The sequence below is a fragment of the Falsibacillus albus genome (assembly GCF_003668575.1).
GTDB lineage: Bacteria > Bacillota > Bacilli > Bacillales > DSM-25281 > Falsibacillus > Falsibacillus albus.
Map to the genome: position 1 here is coordinate 85,021 of NZ_RCVZ01000008.1, position 21,472 is coordinate 106,492.

A 21,472-nucleotide genomic window follows, 5' to 3' on the forward strand; every position below is an offset into this window, starting at 1 on the left:
AATTCAACTTGACGTCTACAACCGGGGGATGCGGGTTTTATAGGGGCATTGTCACTGGACGGTACGGTTCTTCCCGTTGAAGGGATGATCGCGGCCATCCTTGCTGCAAAGAAGTTGGAGTTGCGAAAGCTTTTTCTACCTTTTGATCCCTCCCTCCCGTCAATGGAGATACCCGGTTTGGAATTGGTGTACATCGAAACGGTCCAGGATGTGCTTGATGTCCTGTCCGGGCAGCAGCTGCTGCCGTTCGCACGGGGAGTTGAGGAGAAAGTGGAGCACCCAATAATAGAACGGAATTTTAATCAAATCATCGGACATGAATTTGCGAAGCAGGCATTGGAGATTGCCGCGAGCGGGGAGCATTTTGTCCTGATGGACGGTCCACCGGGCTGCGGGAAGAGTCTGTTGGCAGAAACGTTCTACTCGATTCTGCCGCCTTTGTCGAAAGAAGCACAGCTCGAAAAGATCAGTCTCTATCAATTGGCCGGTGCGCCGTATACGTCCATTACTCGTCCCCCTTACCGTCATCCCCATCATTCCGCTTCGGCCGTATCGATCATCGGAGGAGGGACGAATCCCAAGCCCGGTGAAGTGTCACTGGCCCACCGAGGCGTCCTGCTCCTTGATGAACTCGGGGAATTCTCAAAAAAGACGCTGGACATGTTAAGGCAGCCACTTGAAAACGAATCGGTTACCATCAGCCGGGCCCACTCCACCGTCAACTATCCTGCGACATTCATCTTTATAGCCGCAATGAACCCCTGCCCCTGTGGATATTACGGCTCAAAGGATCAATACTGTACCTGTTCGGACAAACAGATAAAAACTTATAAGGGCCGGGTATCCGGACCTACTTTGGACCGGATGGATCTCTTGCTTTCCTTGAAACCGGTGAATCTGAAAGATCATGATTTTGTCGGGATCGAGTCGTCGGAAGACATCATGAAACGGGTATGTGCTGCAAGGGAAAGGCAATATCTTCGTTATGGGAGGGAGATTTGCAACGGGAGTGTTCCGTTTGAAGAGCTGATCAATAAGAGCCCGTTAACTGCAGGCCAGCAGAACGAACTCCAGCGATTATGCATCAATCAAGGGCTCAGTAACCGGGTGCAGATCAAAATCATCCGGCTGGCCAGAACCATATCCGATTTAGAGGGGGAGGAGACAATAACCGAAGACGCCCTCACTAAATCCCTGTCCTTGCGAAAGCTTGTCCGGCCATCTCCAGCCTCGTTGACTGGGGAAGGGAATGGGATGGTTTATAAATAAAACGGTAACGGAACGGAGGTGCACCGGTGGCCCGGCAAGCACGGAAAAAGAGTAAAAGCGGAATCTACCATGTGATTATCAGGGGAGCGAATCGACAGGAAATCTTCCATGACGAGGAAGACCGCATCAAGTTCCTTGGTATCCTGCAAAAGGTGAAAACGAAATCAGGGCTGAAAGTGTATGCCTGGTGCTTGATGGGCAACCATGTTCACCTTCTGGTCAAAGAAGGCAGCGAAAGCATCTCGGTCGTGATGAAAAGGATTGGTGTGAGCTATGCCAATTATTATAACTGGAAATACAAAACCACCGGCCATCTCTTTCAGGACCGGTTCAAAAGCGGGAATGTCGAAACCGTCAACTATCTCCTCACCGTGACCAGGTACATCCACCAAAACCCCGTGAAAGCAGGCATCGCCCCGAGCCCTCAAGAGTGGAAGTGGAGCAGCTGCCGGGGGTATTACGGAGATTCTGTTTACCCTCCACACCTTCTTGATCCTGACTACCTATTACATATGTTCTCGCCTAAACGGCACATCGCCCAAGTGAGGTTCAAGGAATTTAATGAGCGAGTCAATCAGGACAAATGTTTGGAAGACCATGATGACTCCTGCCGGAAGCTCAGCGATGATGAAGCAAGAGTAGAGATCAGGAAGTGCCTCGGACCATTGGAAATCCCCCAACTGAAAAGTCTGCCGAAGGAGGAAAGGGATAAAATTTTAAGCAGGGTGAAGCGGATTGAAGGGGTGTCCCAGATGCAGGCGGCGCGGATTCTTGGGATTGCGGCTCATTTTTTGTATAAGGTGAGGGGGTAGAGTGAGAACCGTCCCTACTCAACCCCGGCGCGGACAGATCCTCGATCTACATAGCGGAGTCCTGAACCCTCCCGAAAACTGCGACTCGATTCTAAAAATGGGCTATTGGGAGGAGCATCCTTTAACTGCGGAAATGGAGAGAGGAGTGCTTGATACGGATGTGAGGATGATAAAGGGGTTTGTGAAGTGAAAAGAGCCAAGGGGATTCCTTGGCTCTTTCAGTTCATGTCATCCATTAAATTATTCTAATTCAGAAAAAATCCTATTACCTCCAAACAAATCTGAAGACCAACCCCGCAACCCACTATCCATCCAACCTTTTTAAGGTTTTGTTTTTGAATAAATACTTCTTCTTCGTGTGCTTGGTTATTTTGAGAGACAATCTTGATTGTCTCTTCTTGCTCTGATTTTAGTGCGGTAAGGCTGCCTTGTAGTTCTACAATCTCCTCTTTTAATGTGGATTCAAGCTCCATTGTCTTTTTATCGTATTTGTTCAGTAGAGTTGCAGATGCCTTTTGTAGCTGCTCGTCAAATTGGTGGAATTGTTCAGTCTGTTCTTTTTTTAATGAGTTGACAATATGGGCAGAGTGATCCTTCATATGATTGATTCCATTCTCTTGCTGCGTGAGAATGGAGTCCAATTGTTGAAGAACTTTTTGGTTGTTTTTAAGCAGAAAATTTAACGTTTCTTTAATCTGCTGTTGATCCTTCGCGAGTTCATTTATTCTTCCATCATTGAATTCTAATTTTTCCACAATAGCCTTTTTTGTCTCTTCAATTGAATCTGTATACATCTCTTGATAAGAAGCAAAAGAGGTCTCTAGTTTTTCTTCTACCTCCTTTTTCAGCTTGGCTATAGAACGCCTTGTAGTGGTTCTTACTTCGTCTACGGATTCTTCTAGGACGGAAAGAGTACTGACTCGTTTTAAGATTTTTTCATCCAAACCTTCAATCTTTACTAACGATTCACGTAATTCCCTAATAAAAATATCGTTCATAAGGTCTGCTAATTCTTTTTCAGCCTCTTCCACAATGGATTTATAGAGTGTTGTCATTTACCATCACCAGTTTCTTATAATCTTGTGTGAGTTTTTGTAAATTCATCAAATAATAAAACTTATCTGTCTGACTTTTTTCATCCGAATTGATGTATCCAATATAAAGGGAATATTCTTTATCAAAGGCAGCGGTAATATAGTTTAAAAATTGTTGTGAAAGCTCCAAGTCATCCTTGCTTCTTTTCATGAAGGCTTCTTTCTCGATCACCAAAACCAATCGTTTAAGTTGAACATCTTTTACTTTTTTTTGAATGGATAGTAGTTCATCGTTTAATGAGGATACGTAATTCTTCAGACTTGTCCTTTTTTGATGAAGTCTTTGGGTGTTTGCTTCTATTTCCTCTGATATTGATTGGCTTAACTCACAATTTAGCCCCTCTGTTACTTTTTTTAGACCAATATTGACCTTATTAATTGCTTTCTTCCAATTGCGTTGAAAAAAGTAATCTATAACTTTTCTTTGTAAAAATGAGAGAGTCGTTACAAGCTCTTCTTGTATTCGAACAGATGGAAAAGGGGGGAGGTTTAACGTTGTCCCAGTGTCTTTTAAATCCTCCTGGACATGTTTTATCAACCCGTCATATTGTTTTTGGATAAGTTCAAAATATGAATTGTCAGCATTTAAACCTAATACTTTGGTATAAATGGCGGAAGGTTTACGCTCACCTGTGTCCGTCACCTCTTGATAATGAAGGAGGTTTTGGTTAGCTTCATATTTCCTTAACAACATTTTTAAAACCTTACGTTGTTTATCTAGTACAGCGATTTCTTCTTCTAATTTCTTTATGGCGTATTCTTGATCTTGTATATAGTCGGTAAGCATATCTGCTCTTTTTTTTAAAGAAGCAAGCTCCTGATTGAACATATTCGTTTTGTGTTTAATAGTTTTATTCATCATTTGAAACATTCTGCTTCCTATGATAAGAGAATTAAATTTATGTTCAGTGTTGTTCAGGTCATGGATTAAATCTGTTAATACATTTCTAATAAGACTCTCAGTTTTCCCTTTTATATCCGATTCGGTCTTTTCCCAGGAATCCCCCATATCTACTGGATAAAGTTTTACCTCACCCGGCCAATTAGAAATGGAATGATGTAATTCTTTTTTATACAAATCAATGAACCACTCTGGAGTCACCTGTTGTTCGGCATAAATTTTCTTCTCAGTCGAAGCAGGGGAGACGGCATGGGTTAATACAAGTCGAAATAATTGTGGATTGAGCATCCAGTCTTTAAGAAAATCGGAATCGATACGATCGAAAAAGTTTTCACATCTTGATAATTGATCCGCTCTTTCTACCATCAGAATCAGACTTGCCTTTGGCAGTATTTGATTAATGATCCTGTTCACATGGCGATGCTCTTCCTCCGAACTGCTTTCTATACCTGGTAAATCAATGATGCTTAAGTCAATCGCATCGACCTTGGGATCACGATAGTTAGATGGAAGAAGCACTTCCACCAAATCAATTCCGATTCCTTTTTCCACTTGGTCACGAATGTGTGCTAGTGTTTCCATTAATGCTTCTTCTGAGGATAACATTACCGCGGTATCCTCATATCGGATGTGATAGTCTTCATCTTCGGAAAAAGAGTATTTCATAGCAGTGGAAGTGGAGGACGAACCTCTCTTTCTACCGCCTCTCAAGGCAGTAGATACTGCCTCGACATGCTCTTCTTTCAAACCTATCAATGAAAGAATGAGAGTGGTTTTCCCTACCTGTGATTTCCCAAATAGAGCAATCATCTTATCCGTATTGGCCTCTTCAAATATCCGTTTAAATTGAGTGGTTTTGAAGTCGGCCAAGAAGTCCCGTTTTGCTTCATATGCCCACTCTAACCGGTTTTGATGAAGATCACACCAAGTAGTCGAGATAGTCATCTATGGCACCTCTAACTTCTTTTCGGTAATCCTTCACATCATTTAACGCATGTAGAGCCTGATTCAAACGAAATACTTCACGATCTACATTGGTCGTCTTTCGCAGGGAATGTTCAATTCTTACTTGAACGTAGTCCATCATCTCATTAAATTTGTCTGTGTATGCCCGGAAGTGGTTATCCCGGATGGTGGTAATGAGTTGACTGGCGACATGCTCGTCAGCAAAGCTTTGCTTGCTCATTTGATTTAATATGTTCACGGAAAGGATAGCCAACGATATTCCTCCAAGTATCCCCACAGCAATAGAAGCAGAAGCCTTTGTAACCCCTATCCCTAGAGTGTTTAAGATATCCGGGATTGTATCAATCTGGCCATCGATTACCGCATCCAACCCCAGGACGGCAACGGTCCCTCTGATGATGTTTTGAGGAGCAGGCTTGATGGAAGAGAGCTTCTTCTGTAATTCTGCTTCTTCTTGTTCAGGTAATTGAGAAGCATTGGTCAGTTCATGGTCCACTAAAGACCATTTCATACTCTCCAGAATCAGAACAGGTATTAGTGAAAACACTTGTGTCATTTCTTCTTTTGCCGTTATCTCATAGGAAGATTCGCTGCTGAACAACGCATTTAAATTTTGAATATGGACTGGATCCAATTCATATTCAGAGGCTGTCTCACCATTAGGGAGGGAGTTTATCTTTCCATTACGATTAAACAAGGTCATCTCAAGCTTTAGTCTCTCATTAATCTTTTGGGCCGTTTGGATCGTCACATGATCTTTAGACCACGTCTCTTTAATCAGCTGTTCAAATTCGTATCGGTGCTTATACGGATTCCCAAGATTGGTGAAGAATCTTTTCACCCGATCATTGAAATCTCTTTCACTAATAGAAGAGGAGATGAGAGATACAGCATTGCTTGCATGCGTGTTTAATACCTCCTTGATTAATTTTTCAAATTGCTGGGTAACTTCCTTTCGTTTAGCTTGAAAACCATCCAAGTATTCCTTATGTAAGCTTGGTATTATATCCTGATCTCTGGTTATCCTTACTTTCCTGGATTGAATGTCAACTTCTTCTTCAATACTATCCAGTGTGATCTTCAAGTCTTTCAACTGTTTGTCTAGGTGTTCGAGCTGGTTCATTCTAAAGACTTTGGGAATGGAATTTGATGCCTCTATCCCTGTTACAAGGTCGTTTATCCATTCATTTCCGAAGGTCGACACTTTTCCAGTCTTGATCACGCGGTAATCTTGAGTGGCAGGAATTCGAAAATCCGACATTATCGATTGTCTTAGCTGCTCATTCCCATCCTTACTTTTATCCGAATAAGAAAGGGCGATAATCGGTTTTGCTTCTTTAAAATCGATGAGCATCTCTTGGAGGAAGTCCTTATTTTCTTTATTAGCAGCTGCTGTTTCATTAAGAACAAATACAAAGGTAGAGGACATCTTTAAAGAATGGCGCATAAACTCCTGCCAAGTCTCCGTCTCTTTGTCCCCTTCAAACCCGGGAAGGACAGCAATGGACTTGTATTCATTTCTAAAATACTTATAGGGTACGTGAAGTTCAAGCCACACATCGCTCAAGCCCGGGTGAAAAGCTTTGTGATGGAATTCTTCTACGGTAATCTGACGGTCCTGAATCCCAAGTTCATTTGTTCCATCTTCTTTCTTTAATTCACGGACGAAACAAGTGAAGTCCTGCCAATCTGCTTTTTCCGTGATTAGAATGGGGATCTTTTCTCCCCGGCCAGGATTCTCTGGAAGGTATGCATCTGGAATATCATACATTCTTTTGACGATGGTGGATTTCCCAACTCCCTGCAGCCCTGTCATACTAATGATTTGTCTATTAAAAAATGATTCAGCCAATATCATCTTTTTGTAAAAGTTCTTCATGGGCTCTTCTAGCTCCACATCTTTATCCAATGTTTTAATAGAAGAATAAAGATTTTTCAGCTTCCGGTTCAATTCATTGATCATTAATTCTGGTGTCATGGGCAATTCTTTTAATGCAGTCATATGTATCTCCTTTTATTGGCTATTACTTTTTTTAGAGTTTTTTACAATAAATATATAATTAAACAAATTATAACATCCATGCGTCTGTTTTTGTCATATTGGGTCGGGATTTGTAGGTGTGAAAGAAGCTTAAGGGTTCCAGAGGAAAGTTGAATGGTAAAAAGGGTGACGATAAAAAGGTGACAGGCACCATCCATTTTCTGGATGGTGCCTGTCACCTTTTTACAAAAACATATTTTTACATATTTTGCACTTTTTGCGGATTTTTCGCCTTGGATATGATACTTTTGTATCAAAACACTTAATTAGTTCTTTGGAGGGTGTAAGTCTATTGGCACAGGTATTGGATTCAGAAAAAGAGGTTGTACAAAATTATTCTGATATTGATGAAATGGAAGAGAACCTATTTATCGAATTTCAGAATATCGTTCATCAATTGAGTCATGAAATTACTGACAACGTCATGGCGAAGGTCGTATCAACACCATTGGACGAAATTTATAAAAAATATGAATCGCACTTCCCGAAGCTGGAGGTTTCAACAAATAAGATTCATGAGGTCTCGGAGCAGCTGCAAGAAACTAAAAAAGACTTATATGACAATATTTCTAACATCATTTCTGAAGTGAGCAACAAGGCAATAAGAGAAACAGTGTTTACGAGATTAGAAACAATAAAAGAAGGATATGAAAATCAGCTCCCCCTGATTGATAAAAATTCAACCAAACTAAGTGGTTTAATCAGTGAAATTGAAAATGTTAAAAATGACCTATATAAAAGTACCAACTCCATCATCAGTGAAGTGAGCAGTGAAGTATTAAAACAAGATGTGCTGTTGAAATTCGACGAACTCTTTAAACAACATGAAATTCAATTACCTAAAATCAAGGAAACATCTAATCAAATTGATGAATTGCTCATTAAGATCGAAGAAGCAAGGAAGCATTTATATACCAATATCACCAACGTTTATAACATGATGTCCAATCGCATGATCGACACGGTTAACGAAAAATTGAATACGATTTACGTGAGCTATAGCACGAAGGTTGAAGAAATTGAACGAGAGAACAAGATTTTGAAGACTACCATTGATGACCTGAATACTACGAAGGAAGAACTGAATGTGACTATTAATACCCTAAACGATGACATAAGGGATTTGAGACAAGAGGTAAGATCATTAAAAGGACAATCGAACAGTACCAAAACAATTATTGAAGAGAAATTTGATCATTTCAAGAAGGTATTGATTGGTGTCGGAGTGGTGGTTGTCGCGATATCCTTGTTTTTTTAATCCTATTTTACAAATGGAAAGGGGGGAATGGACGTGTTTAAGGATTCCGCTGCCAAATCTATCAAGACTGTTATAGCCAATAAGAACAGGCAAGTCATGAAAAATAGAATGAGAAACCATTTTCAACGTCTGCAAAGTGACATCAATCAAATATTAGATGACATTAACTTTGAAACAGGGAATGAAAATGCAAAGCTTGTACATCCGATCATTGATGAATTAAAGGCGTTAAACTTTAAAATGATTCAATTAACGGAAGGTCTTGATAAAACCTTTGAATTGTTTGTTGTAGGAATGGGGAATTACGGAAAATCCACTTTAATCAACGCTTTACTCGAACAGGAAGTAGCGGATATGGATGTAAGGCCAAAAACCTGGAAAGTGGATGTGTATGACGCGACGCTCTCTGATGATACGTGCTTGATCGTTTATCGCGATGGCGGATCGGAGCATAGGTCCCTTGAGGAGACGAAAATCTTCCTTGAAGAAGAAGAGAATAAGACGAAACGCAGTAGACAATTAGTGAAATCAGAATTGAAAAAGGTTTTGTCGGAATTGAAGACGAAAGAAGCGGTAAAGGAAACGGAAGAATATCTAAAGAAAGAGTTTTTATATCAATCAGATGTGGTGGAAGTAAGGTGGCCGATCAACCCCACTTATTTATCCAAAAGGTTTATGGTGGTCGATACTCCTGGTCTGGTCCAGGAAAATCTATCTGGAGATACGATTGTCAGTGTCCAAAAATATTATCATCAAGCTGACGGCGTGATCTGGATATTGGATGCAACGAAATTAGCGTCCAAAAAGTCCAAAGATATGGTTAACGAATTAGAGAAGTCTTTGAGCAAGATCGGTGGAAAAACAGACAATATCATAGCTGTTTTGAACCGGATCGATTTAGTTCGAAAAAATGGCGGTGAAGAAGCGGAACAAAAGGTACTCGACGAGGCGAATAAACATTTCGGCAAGTACTTTGAAAATTTTATATGCATTTCAGCCAAACAGGCTTTTAACGGGATCATGAAACGGGACAAGCAGCAAAGAAGTGAAAGCGGGATCGATTCATTAATCAATGCGGTTGATGCCAACTTCTACGAAAATGCCCAGAAGGTGCAATTACAGAGTCGAGAACTGAGTTATAAACAAATTATCCGTGAGGTTACAGAGGATTCTTACATAATAAAAGCTTACATGCAGAGATTGAGAAAAGAACAAGAAGAGTACATAGAAAGAAAAGAATCCATTATCAATAGGTTCAATAGGATCGGCCAAAATTACAAATCGGAATTCGAAAATATTACATCTTCATTTCTTGATAGTGTCGAAATTCGAGTGAACAATCATGCGCAAGTTTTATTTGATTTTGAAACAGATCGAGAGAGAGAGGAGTATATAAAAGATTATCTATTTTGTCTTGATGAATTCCAGACAAAGTTGGAAAAGTTCCATAAATTTTGGCTGGAGGAGATCGTAACCTCGATGAACCAACTAGCAGCAGAGACTGTCTTTACGGAATATAAACATATAGATCCCGAGGCCATTAATAAAATGTTTAAAGAAATAAACATGATGTCAAAAAATAATATTTCATACAGTCTCGACTCAGCAGATATTCAAACGGAAAATCTAAGTTTGGCTTCCGGGGCAGGGATTGCGGCCATCGGCGGCTTGATTTTTGGACCGTTTGGATTACTGTTGGCTGGTATAACAAGTTTCTTGGGGGTTAATAAAGGAATTGCGAAATTATTTAAAAGCGGCAATTTAAAAAGGAAATTAAATGAGACTATACAACGTCATGTGAAGGATATCAAAAAATCAATTCTTGATGATCTGGAATGCAAAAATAAAGAAGCTAAAGGAAACGTATTAAATGAGTTCATCCAGTCTTTCCAGATGCTTCACGGTCCTTATGAGTCAAGTTTGAAAATAGAAAAGTCTCTTAATGATCTTTATAAAGCCGTTGAAAGACCCATTATTTATCCAGACATTAAGTCGTTGATCGTTTACGAGAATAAGAAAATATTAGCATAATGAGGTGGATTAAATGAGCGATTTTCAGAAGTTATTAAAGGCAAAAGTATCAATGGATCATTCCCCATTAAAAAAGTTACAAAAAAGTGCGGTAGCTGCTCCAGTGATTATTGATCACAAATTGTTTAACGATGAGTCCAGAAAAATGGATAAGTTAATCGAGAACATGGATTCATCGCTAAAAGTCGTCATTATGGGGGAAGTAAAAGCCGGTAAATCAACGTTATTAAACTCGTTTGCCGGCAGAAACATTTCTCCGATGGATATTTCTGAGGCGACAGGTTCCATCATTGAAATCAAGTATCACCCCGAGCCATATGGAAAAATCATCTTAAGGGATTCAATCATAGAAGATAAACCGGACAAAATATTTGATGAGCTGCAAAACAATAATAACAACCAGGAGTTTTTCAAAACATGTGAAGGCATTGAATTTGGTTTTCCGATTTCGAACCTGAAAGATTTCACATTGGTAGATACTCCCGGATTGGAAACCATCACAGAGGATAATTCCAATCGTACAAAAGAATACATAGCTAAAACCGATGTTGTGATTTGGGTCTTTAATGGTCATCATCTAGGTCAGGCGGATGTCGAAGAGGCATTGATCGAAGTGAATCGTTTCGGCAAACCGATCATTGCGGTCATAAATCGGATCGATGAAATCGATGAGGATCCGGAGGTCTTGATTGATTATTTAGATGATGAAATCGGGATGTTTGTGGAAGAGATTATAGCCGTTTCTGCTTTCAAAGCAAACAATGCGGTCCTGTCAGGCGACGACAGTTTATTAACTGAATCCGGCTTCCAATCATTGCTTGAATATATAGGCGATAATATAAGTTCTAATTCGGAACAAGTAAAAAAAGATGTCGTCATCAACTCGGCGCAGGTCTTATTGAATCGTGATCTTCTCATTCATGAAGAATATATCAAAACGATTGAATTTTTACAGGCGCAAATGGAAGAAATAAAAAATAAAGTGAAAATGTCCAGCTCCAGAATTCATGATAATGTACTATACCAGTTTGAAAATTGGTACCAAAATGAATTTCTATCAGATGAAGCGGAAGAGCTGAAAAATATAATAAAACAATCCGGTTATTTCCAATTAAAGAATGATAAGAAAGAAGTAGAGTGTAAGCTTCAATCCATTTTCTCTGAAGAAAATATAAATAACAAATTAAGTGAGAGAATTAAGGATATGGATAAAACCTATATCAATGAATGGAAAGTAGCCGTCGATAAGATAAAACGGGAAATCCAAGTCGAAATAAATGATTTCAAAATTGAAGCTGAAAAAGAACTGGAATTAAAACTTAAACACAACAATAAGTTAAATGATGGAGATTCGGACTTTCTAAGCGGGGCATCGAAGGGAGCTTTGTTAGGGGGAGCAACGGGTGCAGCATCGGCGTTTTATGCTGCCGCATTGGGTCCGGCAGCGGCAACGGTAACAGCCGGGATGGCGCTCTCTGCCTTTATGCCGCCGATGTTACTAATCGGTGGAACAATCGGAGTCGTCTCAGCAGCATTGAAGTTTAAATCCGAAAAAAGCATGGCGGAAAAAAATATTGATGACATTTTCAAAAATGCAAAACAACAATTTAAAAAAGAGTTGTTCAATTCGATAAGTGAGAAATATGTGAAGCAAGATGAACAAATTTTAGAAAAAATCGATGCTTTGCTGATTAACTCTTTTGCCAATGGTGTCAGCACGGCTCAAATAGTATTCTTGAAGATGAAATTGGAAAAATATCTTTTTGAAGTAAAAAAGCATATCGAAGAGCTTAAATTGATTGAAGTATAAAGGATTTCTATACAATACTTTGATGACTTATGCAGCGTGCTCATCACCAAAACGGTGGTGGGCTTTTTTATTTGCTCAACTTCAAATAGATGAGTTAACTGGAGGGGCTATTGGACAACATCATAAAGGAATTAAAATTTAAATATTCTTTTAATTCAAAAAGTTTTGTGATATTATTTTAATTAATTACAGTATCACTTAACTTTATTACAGGTATATGAAAATTAATGCTGTAAGAATGTAAAGGAGTTCAGTATGGATGAAATTTATGGAATGATAAAAGATTTACGGTTAAAGAATGGACTTACGTTGAAACAACTAAGCGAGAAGACAGAGCTGTCTGTTAGTTTTCTTTCTCAAGTAGAAAGAGGGACTTCATCGCTGGCAATCACTTCATTGAAGAAAATTGCGGATGCCTTGGGTGTAAAAATCACCGAGTTTTTTGAAAGTGAAAGCAATCCAAATTACATGGTAAAGGCAAGTGAGCATAAGCCGTTTAAGATAGAACGGTCAGAGTTTACCTATACACGATTGAGCGGAGATTTTATGTCGAGGAGCATCGAGCCGCTGCTTGTCACGCTTTCACCAAATCAAAAACAGACTCAAGATTATAGCCATCCAGGGGAAGAGTTTTATTATGTACTGAAAGGTGGGGCTGTCTTTAACATCGATGGAACGGATTATTTTATGAGGCAGGGGGATTCCATTCATTTTCCGTCCAGCTGCCAGCATAATATTGAAAACCCATTCGCTGAAGAAACAGTTTTATTGTGTGTGCTAACGCCAGTCATTTTTTGATTGGGTGTAATAAACAAAGGCTCTTTTCTCAAACTTTGTTGTTTTAACAACTAAAATACAATCTGTATGAAAACAGCCTAAACAAAAGAGTTGAAAGGTGGATGAGAATGCGAGTAGCAACTGATATTGGCGGTACTTTTACTGATTTGGTTTATGTGGATGGCAATGGAGAAATTGGTGTAGCGAAAAGTCATACGACACCTCCTCGATTCGAGCAAGGTGTCATGGATGTAATTGAAAAAAGTGGAATCGATCCAAGTGCCATTCAAACATTCATTCATGGCACGACAGTCATCATCAATGCATTGACAGAAAGAAAAGGTGTGAAAACAGGGTTGATCACGACCAAAGGTTTTCGGGATGTTCTTGAAATAGCTCGAGGAAATCGCCCTGATTTATTTAATGTTCGTTATCAAAAGCCCGTTCCATTTGTTGAACGTTACTTGAGGCATGAAGTTGAGGAACGGCTAAATTACAAAGGGGAAGTTCTGACCGAGTTGAATATGGAACAAGTGAAAGAGGTTGTATCCATCTTTAAAAAGGAAAAGGTTGAAGCCATAGCTGTTTCATACTTGCATTCTTACATAAATCCGCGTCACGAAATTGAAACAGTGGAATTGATTAAAGAGCTTTGGCCCGAAATTGCCGTGACTGCTTCGCATGAGGTTACAAAGGAGTGGAGGGAATATGAGCGGACAAATACGACTGTCCTAAATTCATATGTTAAACCGATTGCTGCTTCTTATGTAAACCGCCTTCAGTCGAAATTGTCAGAAGGAAAAGCATACAGCCACAACTATATCATGCAATCCAATGGTGGTACGACGACCTTCGATAGTGCAAAGGAAACCCCGATTAATATGGTGGAATCCGGTCCGGTTGCCGGTATTTATGGAGCGGCGGTTCTTGGGGAATTACTGGGTGAAGAGAATATCATCGCCTTTGATATTGGGGGGACTACCGCTAAATGCTCGCTCATCAATAATGGAGAAGTGAAGGTCTCGACCGACTACTTTATTGAGAAAGATGAACGCAATGCCGGTTATCCCATTAAAGTCCCTGTAGTTGATATTGTGGAGATCGGGAATGGCGGCGGCTCCATCGCTTGGATTGATGAAGCCGGGTCATTGAAGGTTGGTCCGCAATCTGCAGGTGCACTTCCGGGACCTGTGGCATATGGATTAGGAGGGACAGAGCCGACGACGACCGATGCTAATTTAATCACAGGCAGGTTGTCCCCGGATAACTTTGACTACAATGTAAATTTGGATCTGGTGAAGGATGCCATCAAGAAAAAGGTTTCCGATCAGTATGACTTAACGGTTGAAGAAGGGGCACTTGGAATCATTCGAATTGCCAATTCCAATATGCTCAATGCTCTAAAGTTAATATCTGTTCGTAAAGGACATAATCCAAGAGATTTTGTATTGGTTGCTTTCGGCGGGGGAGGCTCCATGCATGCATTAGCTTTGGCAAAGGATCTGGGAGTGAAGAAGGTCATTGTTCCTGTTGCCTCGTCTGTCTTCTCGGCCTGGGGAATGTTGATGACAGATTTAAGACATGATTATATTCAAACTTTTATCAAGAGGCTGATGAATGTTGACATTGCTGAATTAAATAATGAATGGCGGACACTTGAGACAAACGCATATGAACAGTTTGACAACGAAGGACTTGAAGAAGGCAAGGTTTTGTTTACCCGTTTTGCGGACATGAGGTATCTGGGTCAGGAACATGCTGTCAAGGTTCCTGTACCGAACGGGGAATGGACAGAAGAGAGCATTACTGAAATCACTGAACGATTCCATCAACTTCATGAGAAGAATTTCACATTTAAATTAGAGGAAACCCCTGTAGAAATTGTCAACCTGCATTTAACATCATTCGGACAGGTGAAAAAGCCTGAATTGAAAAAGCTTGTTGGACTGACTGGATCGATTGAAGAAGCGATTAAAGAAGCTCGTCTAGTATACTACGAAAATGAGGGCTGGTTAACTACTAAGATTTACAAGCGAAGCTTACTGCCTCCTGGCGTTCAACTAGAAGGGCCGGCCATCATCGAAGAACCATCCGCATCGACTGTCATTTATCCCGATCAGACATTAACTGTAGACGAATATGGAAATTTACTAATTGATACAGGGGTGGAATAAGAGATGGAACAGCTTAAAACAAAGATTGATCCATTTACGTTGGAAATTGTGAAAGATTCATTGATTGCCATAGGGGATGAGATGTTCATAGCTCTTGCCAGAACATCCATGAGCCCGATCATTTATGAAGTATTGGATTATGCAAGCGGGTTGATGGATTCAAAAGGGCAATTGTTGACCCAAGGGAATGGTGTAACTGGGTTCATCGGGATGCTTTCGTTTATGGTGAAAGAAACTCTTAAGAAATTTGGGGCTGAAGATTTGAAGCCGGGTGACATTATCATTATCAATGATCCTTATGGCGGAGGCGGATCGCATCTGTCGGACGTAGGGTTGGTCATGCCGATTTTTCACGAAGGGGAGCTTATCGCGTTTTCAGCTAATAAAGCGCATTGGACAGAGGTTGGCGGGAAGGACCCAGGTTCATTCAGTAATGATGCGACAGAAATTTTCCAGGAGGGACTTCAATTTCCATGCCTGAAACTATTCAATGAGGGGAACGTCAATGAGGCGGTTGTCGATATTATCAGATCCAATGTCCGTTTTCCAGAACTTTCACTGGGGGATATGTGGGCACAAGTGGCCTCATTGAAAACAGGCGAGAAAAGAGTGATGGAATTATGCAGCAAGCATGGGAAGGACGTCGTTAAGAAATCCATTGAGCACCTGTTGAATCATGGGGAGAAAATGGCACGCAGGGAATTGAAAAAGCTCCCGAATGGAACGTATACAGCATCGGATTTCATTGATGATGACGGTTTTGGAAACGGCCCATTTGAAATCAAAGTAAAAGTTACGATAGGAGATGACAAATTCATTGCCGACTTCCGAGGGAGTCATCCTCAAGTGCCTGGACCCATCAACTGTTCCTACACAGCGCTCGTTTCAGCGGTCAGAACCATTTTTCTAGCGGTGACAAACCCTTCGCAGGATGTGAATGATGGTGTGTTCAGAACTTTGGAAGTGATCACAGATGAAAAATCTGTCCTTTCTGCAGAACGTCCGGCACCAGTATCGATTTATTGGGAAAGTATGCTTGCAGGAGCTGATTTAATCTGGAAAGCACTCGCGCCGGTGATACCTGAACGTTTATCAGCGGGACATTTATTATCCGTTTGTGCGGTCGTGTTATCAGGTCTTCATCAAGATACGAAAGAGCCTTTTCTGATTGTTGAACCTTCCGTTGGCGGTTGGGGTGCATCTGAGGGGCAGGACGGAGAGAAGGGGCAATTTTGTATAGGTGATGGAGAAACATACAATGTGCCGATTGAAGTAGCTGAAACCCGTTATGGAGTTATGATTGACGAATACAGTTTGAATACGGATGGGGCCGGGGCTGGTAAGTACATTGGCGGTTCAGGCGTTGTGCGATCTTATCGAGCCTTGACTGATAATCAGATGGCGTCTGTGACGTTTGGAAGAAATAAATTTTTACCGTGGGGATTCAACGGCGGCCATGAAGGATCAGGGAACAAATTTTTTGTCATCAAAGCGAACGGGGAAGAGGACGGCCCTCATGCCATTTATCCACGTTATCCTTTGAACAAAGGGGATGTTGTGAAGCTAGTGACCGCTTCTGGTGGAGGGTATGGAAATCCATATAAACGAAAACCTGAACGAGTTTCCCAAGATGTGAAAAATGGCTACATTTCTATTAAACAAGCAGAGGAAGTCTTTGGTGTAATTGTGAACCCTGAAAACTACACGGTGAAAGGCATAACAAAAGACAGAGAGAATATGGGGGCATAAAATGGACGTTTTAACGATCAATCAAATCAATCCCAGCCAAGAATCGCCAGTTCCTTTACGTACAGTCTTCGAAGAAAAAATAAGGGAAGGCATGGCGGTTTCGATGGGAACCGTTACAATTCCCCCTGGCAAAAGGGTTCCCCTCCAAGGGGTTTCCAATCACATACAGAATGAATATTCCATCATTGTAAAAGGGAGCATTTTAACCGAATGTGGTGGAAAAACATACCGGGTTTCCAGTGGTGATGCAACTTTTATCCGTGCTGGAGAAGAACATATCGCCTATAACGATGGAAAAGAAGATTGTGAAGTCATCTGGATGTTGGTCGGTTAATAGGGAAAGCCTTGGAAACAAGGTTTTTCTCTTGATAATAAATAACTGAAAATTAAGATTTTTTAGGAGGGGAAAATGATTGGAGTCCAAATCAAACAATGATTCTGTTTTTGGAAAAGATCAGGCTTTATCTGCTGTCCCGCGAAATGAAAGACAGCACTGGATGACGCCGGCCATGATTTTCGGCGGATTGGAGTTTACTATTCCGGTGTTAATGGTAGGGGCAACTTTGACAGCGAGCTTTGGAATGTCTCGGATCTTTTGGGTACTGATCGTTTCATTGATTGTTTTTCAATGGCTTGGAAATACGGTTTCAGGATATATCGGCGCTAAAACGGGCCGTTCTTCCTCAGTGATTGCAAGATCAAGCTTTGGAGCGAATCAAGCAAAATTTATAGTAGGGTTGACCATTTTTTTAGTATCGATGGGGTGGTGGGCACTGCAAACTGCAGTAGCCGGTAATGCGATCTCGGCTATGTTTGGAGTGGATTATAAAACGGAATGGATGACTTGGGCCATTATCACAATCGCTGCTGGATTATTGTTCGCACTCCCATCCATTATTGGCTATGCTTCGATGAAATGGACAGACTATATTGCGGTTCCAGCAGGACTTATCTTAATTATTGGCGGGATCTTCTATGCATTGAAAAACACGGGCTGGGACAAAATTTCAACTTGGCACCCTGAGCCGACAATGACTTTCTTGGCAGCTGTTAGTTTAATAATAGGTGTCAATGTATCACAATGGGTAATCGCACCGGATTACACACGGTATGCACAACCAAAGGTGAAAGATAACGTACTGATTCCATTGGGGATTGTGGCTGTGGGTTTCCCACTATTCTATGTGGGTGCCATTATGTCTGTCGGGGTAGGGGATGCTGACATTGTCAATGTTATGCTGAACCTTGGTTTTCCGATTTGGGGGTTCTTCATTCTCTGGTTTGCAACATGGACCAGTCAACTGGTGAACAACTACAGTATGGGTCTTGCACTGGCCAATATGTGCAATGTTAATTCTAATAAAGGGCGGGCACTCTTAACATTGGCAGGCACAATCATCTCCATTGTGATTGCACTTGCCGGCATATTGGATCACTTCATGGATTTCCTCTATATGACAGCACTTATTTATCCCGCTATTGCGGGTGTGATGTTCACAGATTTCTTCTTCATCCGAAAGCAGGAATGGGAAGATCATAAAGGTTGGAACTGGATGGCGACTATGTCATTAGTGGCAGGAACGTTATTAGGCTACCTTACCCAATATGTCCATCCTTTTGGACTGCCAGCTGTTCAATCTCTCCTTGCATCCGGATTTGTTTATTATGCCGCAATGAAAATCAAGGCAAAGCTGGCTCCAGACCATTTCACTGAGTGTATGAAAGATCATGGACGTGATGTTCATAAGAGTAAGGCCGAAATGATTTGATAAAATGATAATGCAGCATGAGAGAGCCTCATGCTGCATTTTTCTTCTAGTGATACAGTTCCACAGAGTAGGCAGATTCCGATATTAGGCAGTACAGAGAGGTAACATCATGCGCAACAAAGGAGCAGGGTTTCCTTGCTATCTTACCACTGATAATAAAATTAATAATAGGAGTCTATAATCCGGGTACAACATTTGCAGATGATGAGTTGCCGGATCCTCAGGATTATACTGTAAAAGTTATTTAGAAAACTAATTCATGAATTCTGGCCGTGTATATATTTAGGGGCATAAATAGCCACTTGTCATATCCCCCAAAAAGGAAAAATGATAAAATTATCCTATAAAAATTTTAGGGGGATTATGGTGTATTGTTCAAATTGTGGGAAGAAAAATGAAGAGAATTCGAAGTTTTGCTTTGCATGCGGTGCAAAGCTTGCGAATCCGGAAAAGCCAATTGGAGGTTTAGAAGGTGACGTTTCGGCTCCTGACAATGATTTATTGGATCGCAGTAAGCAGCATGCAGCAGGTGTTTCCGATGTCAGCGCTGCACCAGACGAAGGGACGAAGAAAGAAGAGATTACAAGAAAGCTTGTTGGGAAAAACTATTCTTATTATGATGCGAAATGGAATAAGCCTAAAAAAAACACCTTCAATGCTGCTGCTTTCTTCTTAAGTGTGTTTTGGCTCGGCTACCGCAAACAGTATAAGATGTTATTAATCATCACTGGTATTTTTCTGGCTTCAGACTTTTTATTATATTTATTTAATTACCAATACCAATCAGCTTTCAGCGATCCCGTTGATCGTGGTATTTCCATTGCAGTTTCCATTGCACTTGGCTGGTCCGGAAACACTTTATATAAACGTTATATCGATAAAAAGGCTAGTAAACTGCTGGCGGCCCAATATCGCCCTGAAGAGTTTGAGAGACGGATTAAAAAGCAAGGCGGGACAAGCTGGCTGGGAGTCGGCTTTACAGCAATTATCTTAGTTATATATAGTATTTTAAGTTCACTCCTATTTCCGACCAACCTTGACTACATCGACTCGGTTAAGAATGGTTCCTTTTACAATTATCCAAACGTAACGATCGAGCAAGGATTCGAGGATTACTTTACCGATGCCGATTGGGAATATGTCTCAAAGGATTCGCCCTACGATGTTGTGCGTTTCACAGGGACGAGCACTCATAATGGTCAAGATTTTGATGTAACTGTAGACTTCATCTTTAATGATGATAATGAATTCACCATACAAAAGATTATCGTGAACGGAAAGGAATTCACCTCGGATCAGGATGTGAATCAGTTTCTTGATGAGGTGTTTTAAGAAGTAAACTACTTAATAGTGGGGAATACATTCAACTACTTTGTGTGCGACATTTTACACAATTATCGATTAACATAAATCTATTATTTATATATTCTTTTAAAAAGTAAAAGCTGTCTTCCGAAAGGTCATTATAATGCCTTTTGGATGACAGCTTCTCATTTGTTCTAAGTAATTTTATTACCTGAATCCTGCTGGGTTGCCATAGTCACAAAAAATTAGTCTTACTTCTTCCTTTTTCTTCATTTCTTTCACTCCTTTTTAATGATTTTTTCATCACAAGAAAATATTACCTTTTATTACAATTAATGTCAACAATATTCTGAATAATTCGACTAGATTTTTAGATTAGGACTGTAATAAAGGTAGACTTCCATTTCTAATGCACGAGCAATGAGCATTGTCTATAGTAATTTCTTCAATCCCATAATTCGAAAAATTGAAAAATAGAACTTTGTCCATTAAGTACGGAGAGGTAGTTCCAGTAAGGAATTTAATAATTTCAAAAGAAGCGATACTGGATATAAATTCACTAATACTGCTATTTGAACTTACTTTAAACCCATTGTTTATTTCTCTGTATCCTTCAGTTGATTTACCTTCTACCCTTTGTAGATAATCGATAATACAATCATATTGGTGGTTGATATTAGGAATGATCACAGGAAATATTTTACCTGTATTCCCTGTGTAACCACCGGAGTATGAAACTGCAATTCCTGTATGGATGCTATATTTTTGTATAATAGTATCCACTTGTTGTTCATCACTTGCAACTACAATGATATCTACATCATCCATTACATTTAGGTCTTCAACACTAGTGATTTTTTTATTGTATATATCTATTTTGTTATTTTCTAATCGTTCCTGGATGAATTTTTTGGCTACTTCAACTTTACTCTTCCCAATGTCTTTCAAAGTAAAAGAACATTGTCTTGTTAAGTTAGTCCGTGAAACGACATCATTATCTACTAATACAAAATTACCTATTCCCACAGTCACTAGTTTTGAAATAATCCCCATTCCAATAGTTCCGCATCCAATAATCCCGACTTTTTTACTCATGATGCTTTTCTGAATATCATATCTGTTCATATCTTTTGTTTCTATCTCCCCCCAAAGAGGTATCAATCTTCCATAGATTTGTTCTATGTCTTTATATTTTTCATTTGCATTCTCTTCTTCATAACCTATATATTTCATACTCGTCAATAATTCTAATATCTCTTCGAATTCAGTTTTTTCATCTTGAGATTCTAGTTTTAAGTTCTCAATTAATTTTTGCCTGGAAATCCCTTGAACTAAATATCTTATCATTTCTAATCCCATATCACTCAATTCATATTTATCCCCATGGTCTCCATCTTTCATCGGCCTTGACAAGATTACTTCTTTATTTGACTCGTTCAGTAAAACCTTGACATATGGCTTAAATCTTATAATCACAATCCCCATCCCCTATCTTCATTAATATACAAAATATTAC

The 21,472-nt window shown here is 40.0% G+C and carries 16 protein-coding genes; 12 read left to right on the forward strand and 4 right to left on the reverse strand.

Annotation, left to right across the window (positions count from 1 at the left end; all coding sequences use genetic code 11):
- Positions 1 to 48 precede the first annotated feature (48 nt).
- From D9X91_RS12570 to D9X91_RS12580, 3 genes are read left to right on the forward strand one after another with little or no spacing between them, the layout of a single operon-like run.
- Entirely contained in the window at positions 49 to 1,269 is a 1,221-nt protein-coding gene (locus D9X91_RS12570) for a YifB family Mg chelatase-like AAA ATPase (RefSeq protein ID WP_233569785.1), read from the forward strand.
- Between the two features lie 26 nt (positions 1,270 to 1,295).
- Positions 1,296 to 2,081 (forward strand): transposase, encoded by a 786-nt coding sequence (locus tag D9X91_RS12575; RefSeq protein WP_121680983.1) that lies wholly within the window; start codon positions 1,296 to 1,298, stop codon positions 2,079 to 2,081.
- A gap of 1 nt (position 2,082) precedes the next feature.
- Positions 2,083 to 2,271: a hypothetical protein gene (locus D9X91_RS12580; protein WP_121680984.1), complete on the forward strand. Its 189-nt coding sequence runs from the start codon at positions 2,083 to 2,085 to the stop codon at positions 2,269 to 2,271.
- A gap of 55 nt (positions 2,272 to 2,326) precedes the next feature.
- Here D9X91_RS12580 and D9X91_RS12585 read toward each other — a convergent pair whose 3' ends face one another.
- The 3 genes from D9X91_RS12585 to D9X91_RS12595 are packed head-to-tail and all read right to left on the reverse strand — an operon-like array spanning position 2,327 to position 7,044.
- Positions 2,327 to 3,136 carry a hypothetical protein gene (locus D9X91_RS12585; RefSeq protein ID WP_121680985.1) on the reverse strand — a complete coding sequence of 270 codons (810 nt, stop codon included), beginning with the start codon at positions 3,134 to 3,136 and terminating at the stop codon, positions 2,327 to 2,329.
- The gene (locus D9X91_RS12590) at positions 3,120 to 4,946 is read right to left on the reverse strand and encodes a dynamin family protein (RefSeq protein ID WP_158598305.1); all 1,827 of its coding nucleotides are present in this window, start codon (positions 4,944 to 4,946) and stop codon (positions 3,120 to 3,122) included. Before D9X91_RS12590 ends, D9X91_RS12585 begins: the two co-directional genes overlap by 17 nt.
- 49 nt (positions 4,947 to 4,995) lie before the next feature.
- Positions 4,996 to 7,044 (reverse strand): hypothetical protein, encoded by a 2,049-nt coding sequence (locus D9X91_RS12595; protein WP_121680987.1) that lies wholly within the window; start codon positions 7,042 to 7,044, stop codon positions 4,996 to 4,998.
- 331 nt (positions 7,045 to 7,375) lie between these two features.
- On the opposite strand from D9X91_RS12595, the gene D9X91_RS12600 reads away from it, so the two are divergent.
- The 9 genes from D9X91_RS12600 (at position 7,376) to D9X91_RS12640 (ending at position 19,983) form a co-directional block, all read left to right on the forward strand.
- The gene (locus D9X91_RS12600; RefSeq protein WP_121680988.1) at positions 7,376 to 8,341 is read left to right on the forward strand and encodes a hypothetical protein; all 966 of its coding nucleotides are present in this window, start codon (positions 7,376 to 7,378) and stop codon (positions 8,339 to 8,341) included.
- Between the two features lie 33 nt (positions 8,342 to 8,374).
- Complete coding sequence (locus D9X91_RS12605) at positions 8,375 to 10,372, forward strand: dynamin family protein (RefSeq protein WP_158598306.1); 1,998 nt, start codon at positions 8,375 to 8,377, stop codon at positions 10,370 to 10,372.
- Positions 10,373 to 10,385: 13 nt separating this feature from the next.
- Positions 10,386 to 12,182, forward strand: a complete 1,797-nt coding sequence (locus tag D9X91_RS12610; protein ID WP_121680990.1) for a dynamin family protein — start codon at positions 10,386 to 10,388, stop codon at positions 12,180 to 12,182.
- 255 nt (positions 12,183 to 12,437) lie between these two features.
- Complete coding sequence (locus tag D9X91_RS12615) at positions 12,438 to 12,980, forward strand: helix-turn-helix domain-containing protein (RefSeq protein WP_121680991.1); 543 nt, start codon at positions 12,438 to 12,440, stop codon at positions 12,978 to 12,980.
- Between the two features lie 107 nt (positions 12,981 to 13,087).
- A complete protein-coding gene (locus D9X91_RS12620) occupies positions 13,088 to 15,133 on the forward strand; it encodes a hydantoinase/oxoprolinase family protein (protein WP_121680992.1) in 2,046 nt (681 codons plus the stop codon).
- 3 nt (positions 15,134 to 15,136) lie between these two features.
- Entirely contained in the window at positions 15,137 to 16,882 is a 1,746-nt protein-coding gene (locus D9X91_RS12625) for a hydantoinase B/oxoprolinase family protein (protein WP_121680993.1), read from the forward strand.
- A 1-nt stretch (position 16,883) separates the two neighbouring features.
- Positions 16,884 to 17,216, forward strand: a complete 333-nt coding sequence (locus D9X91_RS12630; RefSeq protein ID WP_121680994.1) for a cupin domain-containing protein — start codon at positions 16,884 to 16,886, stop codon at positions 17,214 to 17,216.
- 79 nt (positions 17,217 to 17,295) lie between these two features.
- The gene (locus D9X91_RS12635; protein ID WP_121680995.1) at positions 17,296 to 18,651 is read left to right on the forward strand and encodes a purine-cytosine permease family protein; all 1,356 of its coding nucleotides are present in this window, start codon (positions 17,296 to 17,298) and stop codon (positions 18,649 to 18,651) included.
- 366 nt (positions 18,652 to 19,017) lie between these two features.
- Positions 19,018 to 19,983 (forward strand): DUF2628 domain-containing protein, encoded by a 966-nt coding sequence (locus D9X91_RS12640; RefSeq protein WP_158598307.1) that lies wholly within the window; start codon positions 19,018 to 19,020, stop codon positions 19,981 to 19,983.
- A 348-nt stretch (positions 19,984 to 20,331) separates the two neighbouring features.
- Here the strand turns inward: D9X91_RS12640 and D9X91_RS12645 are convergent, their stop codons facing one another.
- Positions 20,332 to 21,432 carry a ThiF family adenylyltransferase gene (locus tag D9X91_RS12645; protein WP_158598308.1) on the reverse strand — a complete coding sequence of 367 codons (1,101 nt, stop codon included), beginning with the start codon at positions 21,430 to 21,432 and terminating at the stop codon, positions 20,332 to 20,334.
- Positions 21,433 to 21,472: the final 40 nt, after the last annotated feature.

What these genes read in the sequence shown, in the direction of transcription:
- D9X91_RS12585 (WP_121680985.1), bottom strand. Translation starts at nt 3,136, where the DNA reads ATGACAACACTCTATAAATCCATTGTGGAAGAGGCTGAAAAAGAATTA.
- D9X91_RS12595 (WP_121680987.1), bottom strand. Translation starts at nt 7,044, where the DNA reads ATGACTGCATTAAAAGAATTGCCCATGACACCAGAATTAATGATCAAT.
- D9X91_RS12610 (WP_121680990.1), top strand. Translation starts at nt 10,386, where the DNA reads ATGAGCGATTTTCAGAAGTTATTAAAGGCAAAAGTATCAATGGATCAT.
- D9X91_RS12615 (WP_121680991.1), top strand. Translation starts at nt 12,438, where the DNA reads ATGGATGAAATTTATGGAATGATAAAAGATTTACGGTTAAAGAATGGA.
- D9X91_RS12620 (WP_121680992.1), top strand. Translation starts at nt 13,088, where the DNA reads ATGCGAGTAGCAACTGATATTGGCGGTACTTTTACTGATTTGGTTTAT.
- D9X91_RS12625 (WP_121680993.1), top strand. Translation starts at nt 15,137, where the DNA reads ATGGAACAGCTTAAAACAAAGATTGATCCATTTACGTTGGAAATTGTG.
- D9X91_RS12630 (WP_121680994.1), top strand. Translation starts at nt 16,884, where the DNA reads ATGGACGTTTTAACGATCAATCAAATCAATCCCAGCCAAGAATCGCCA.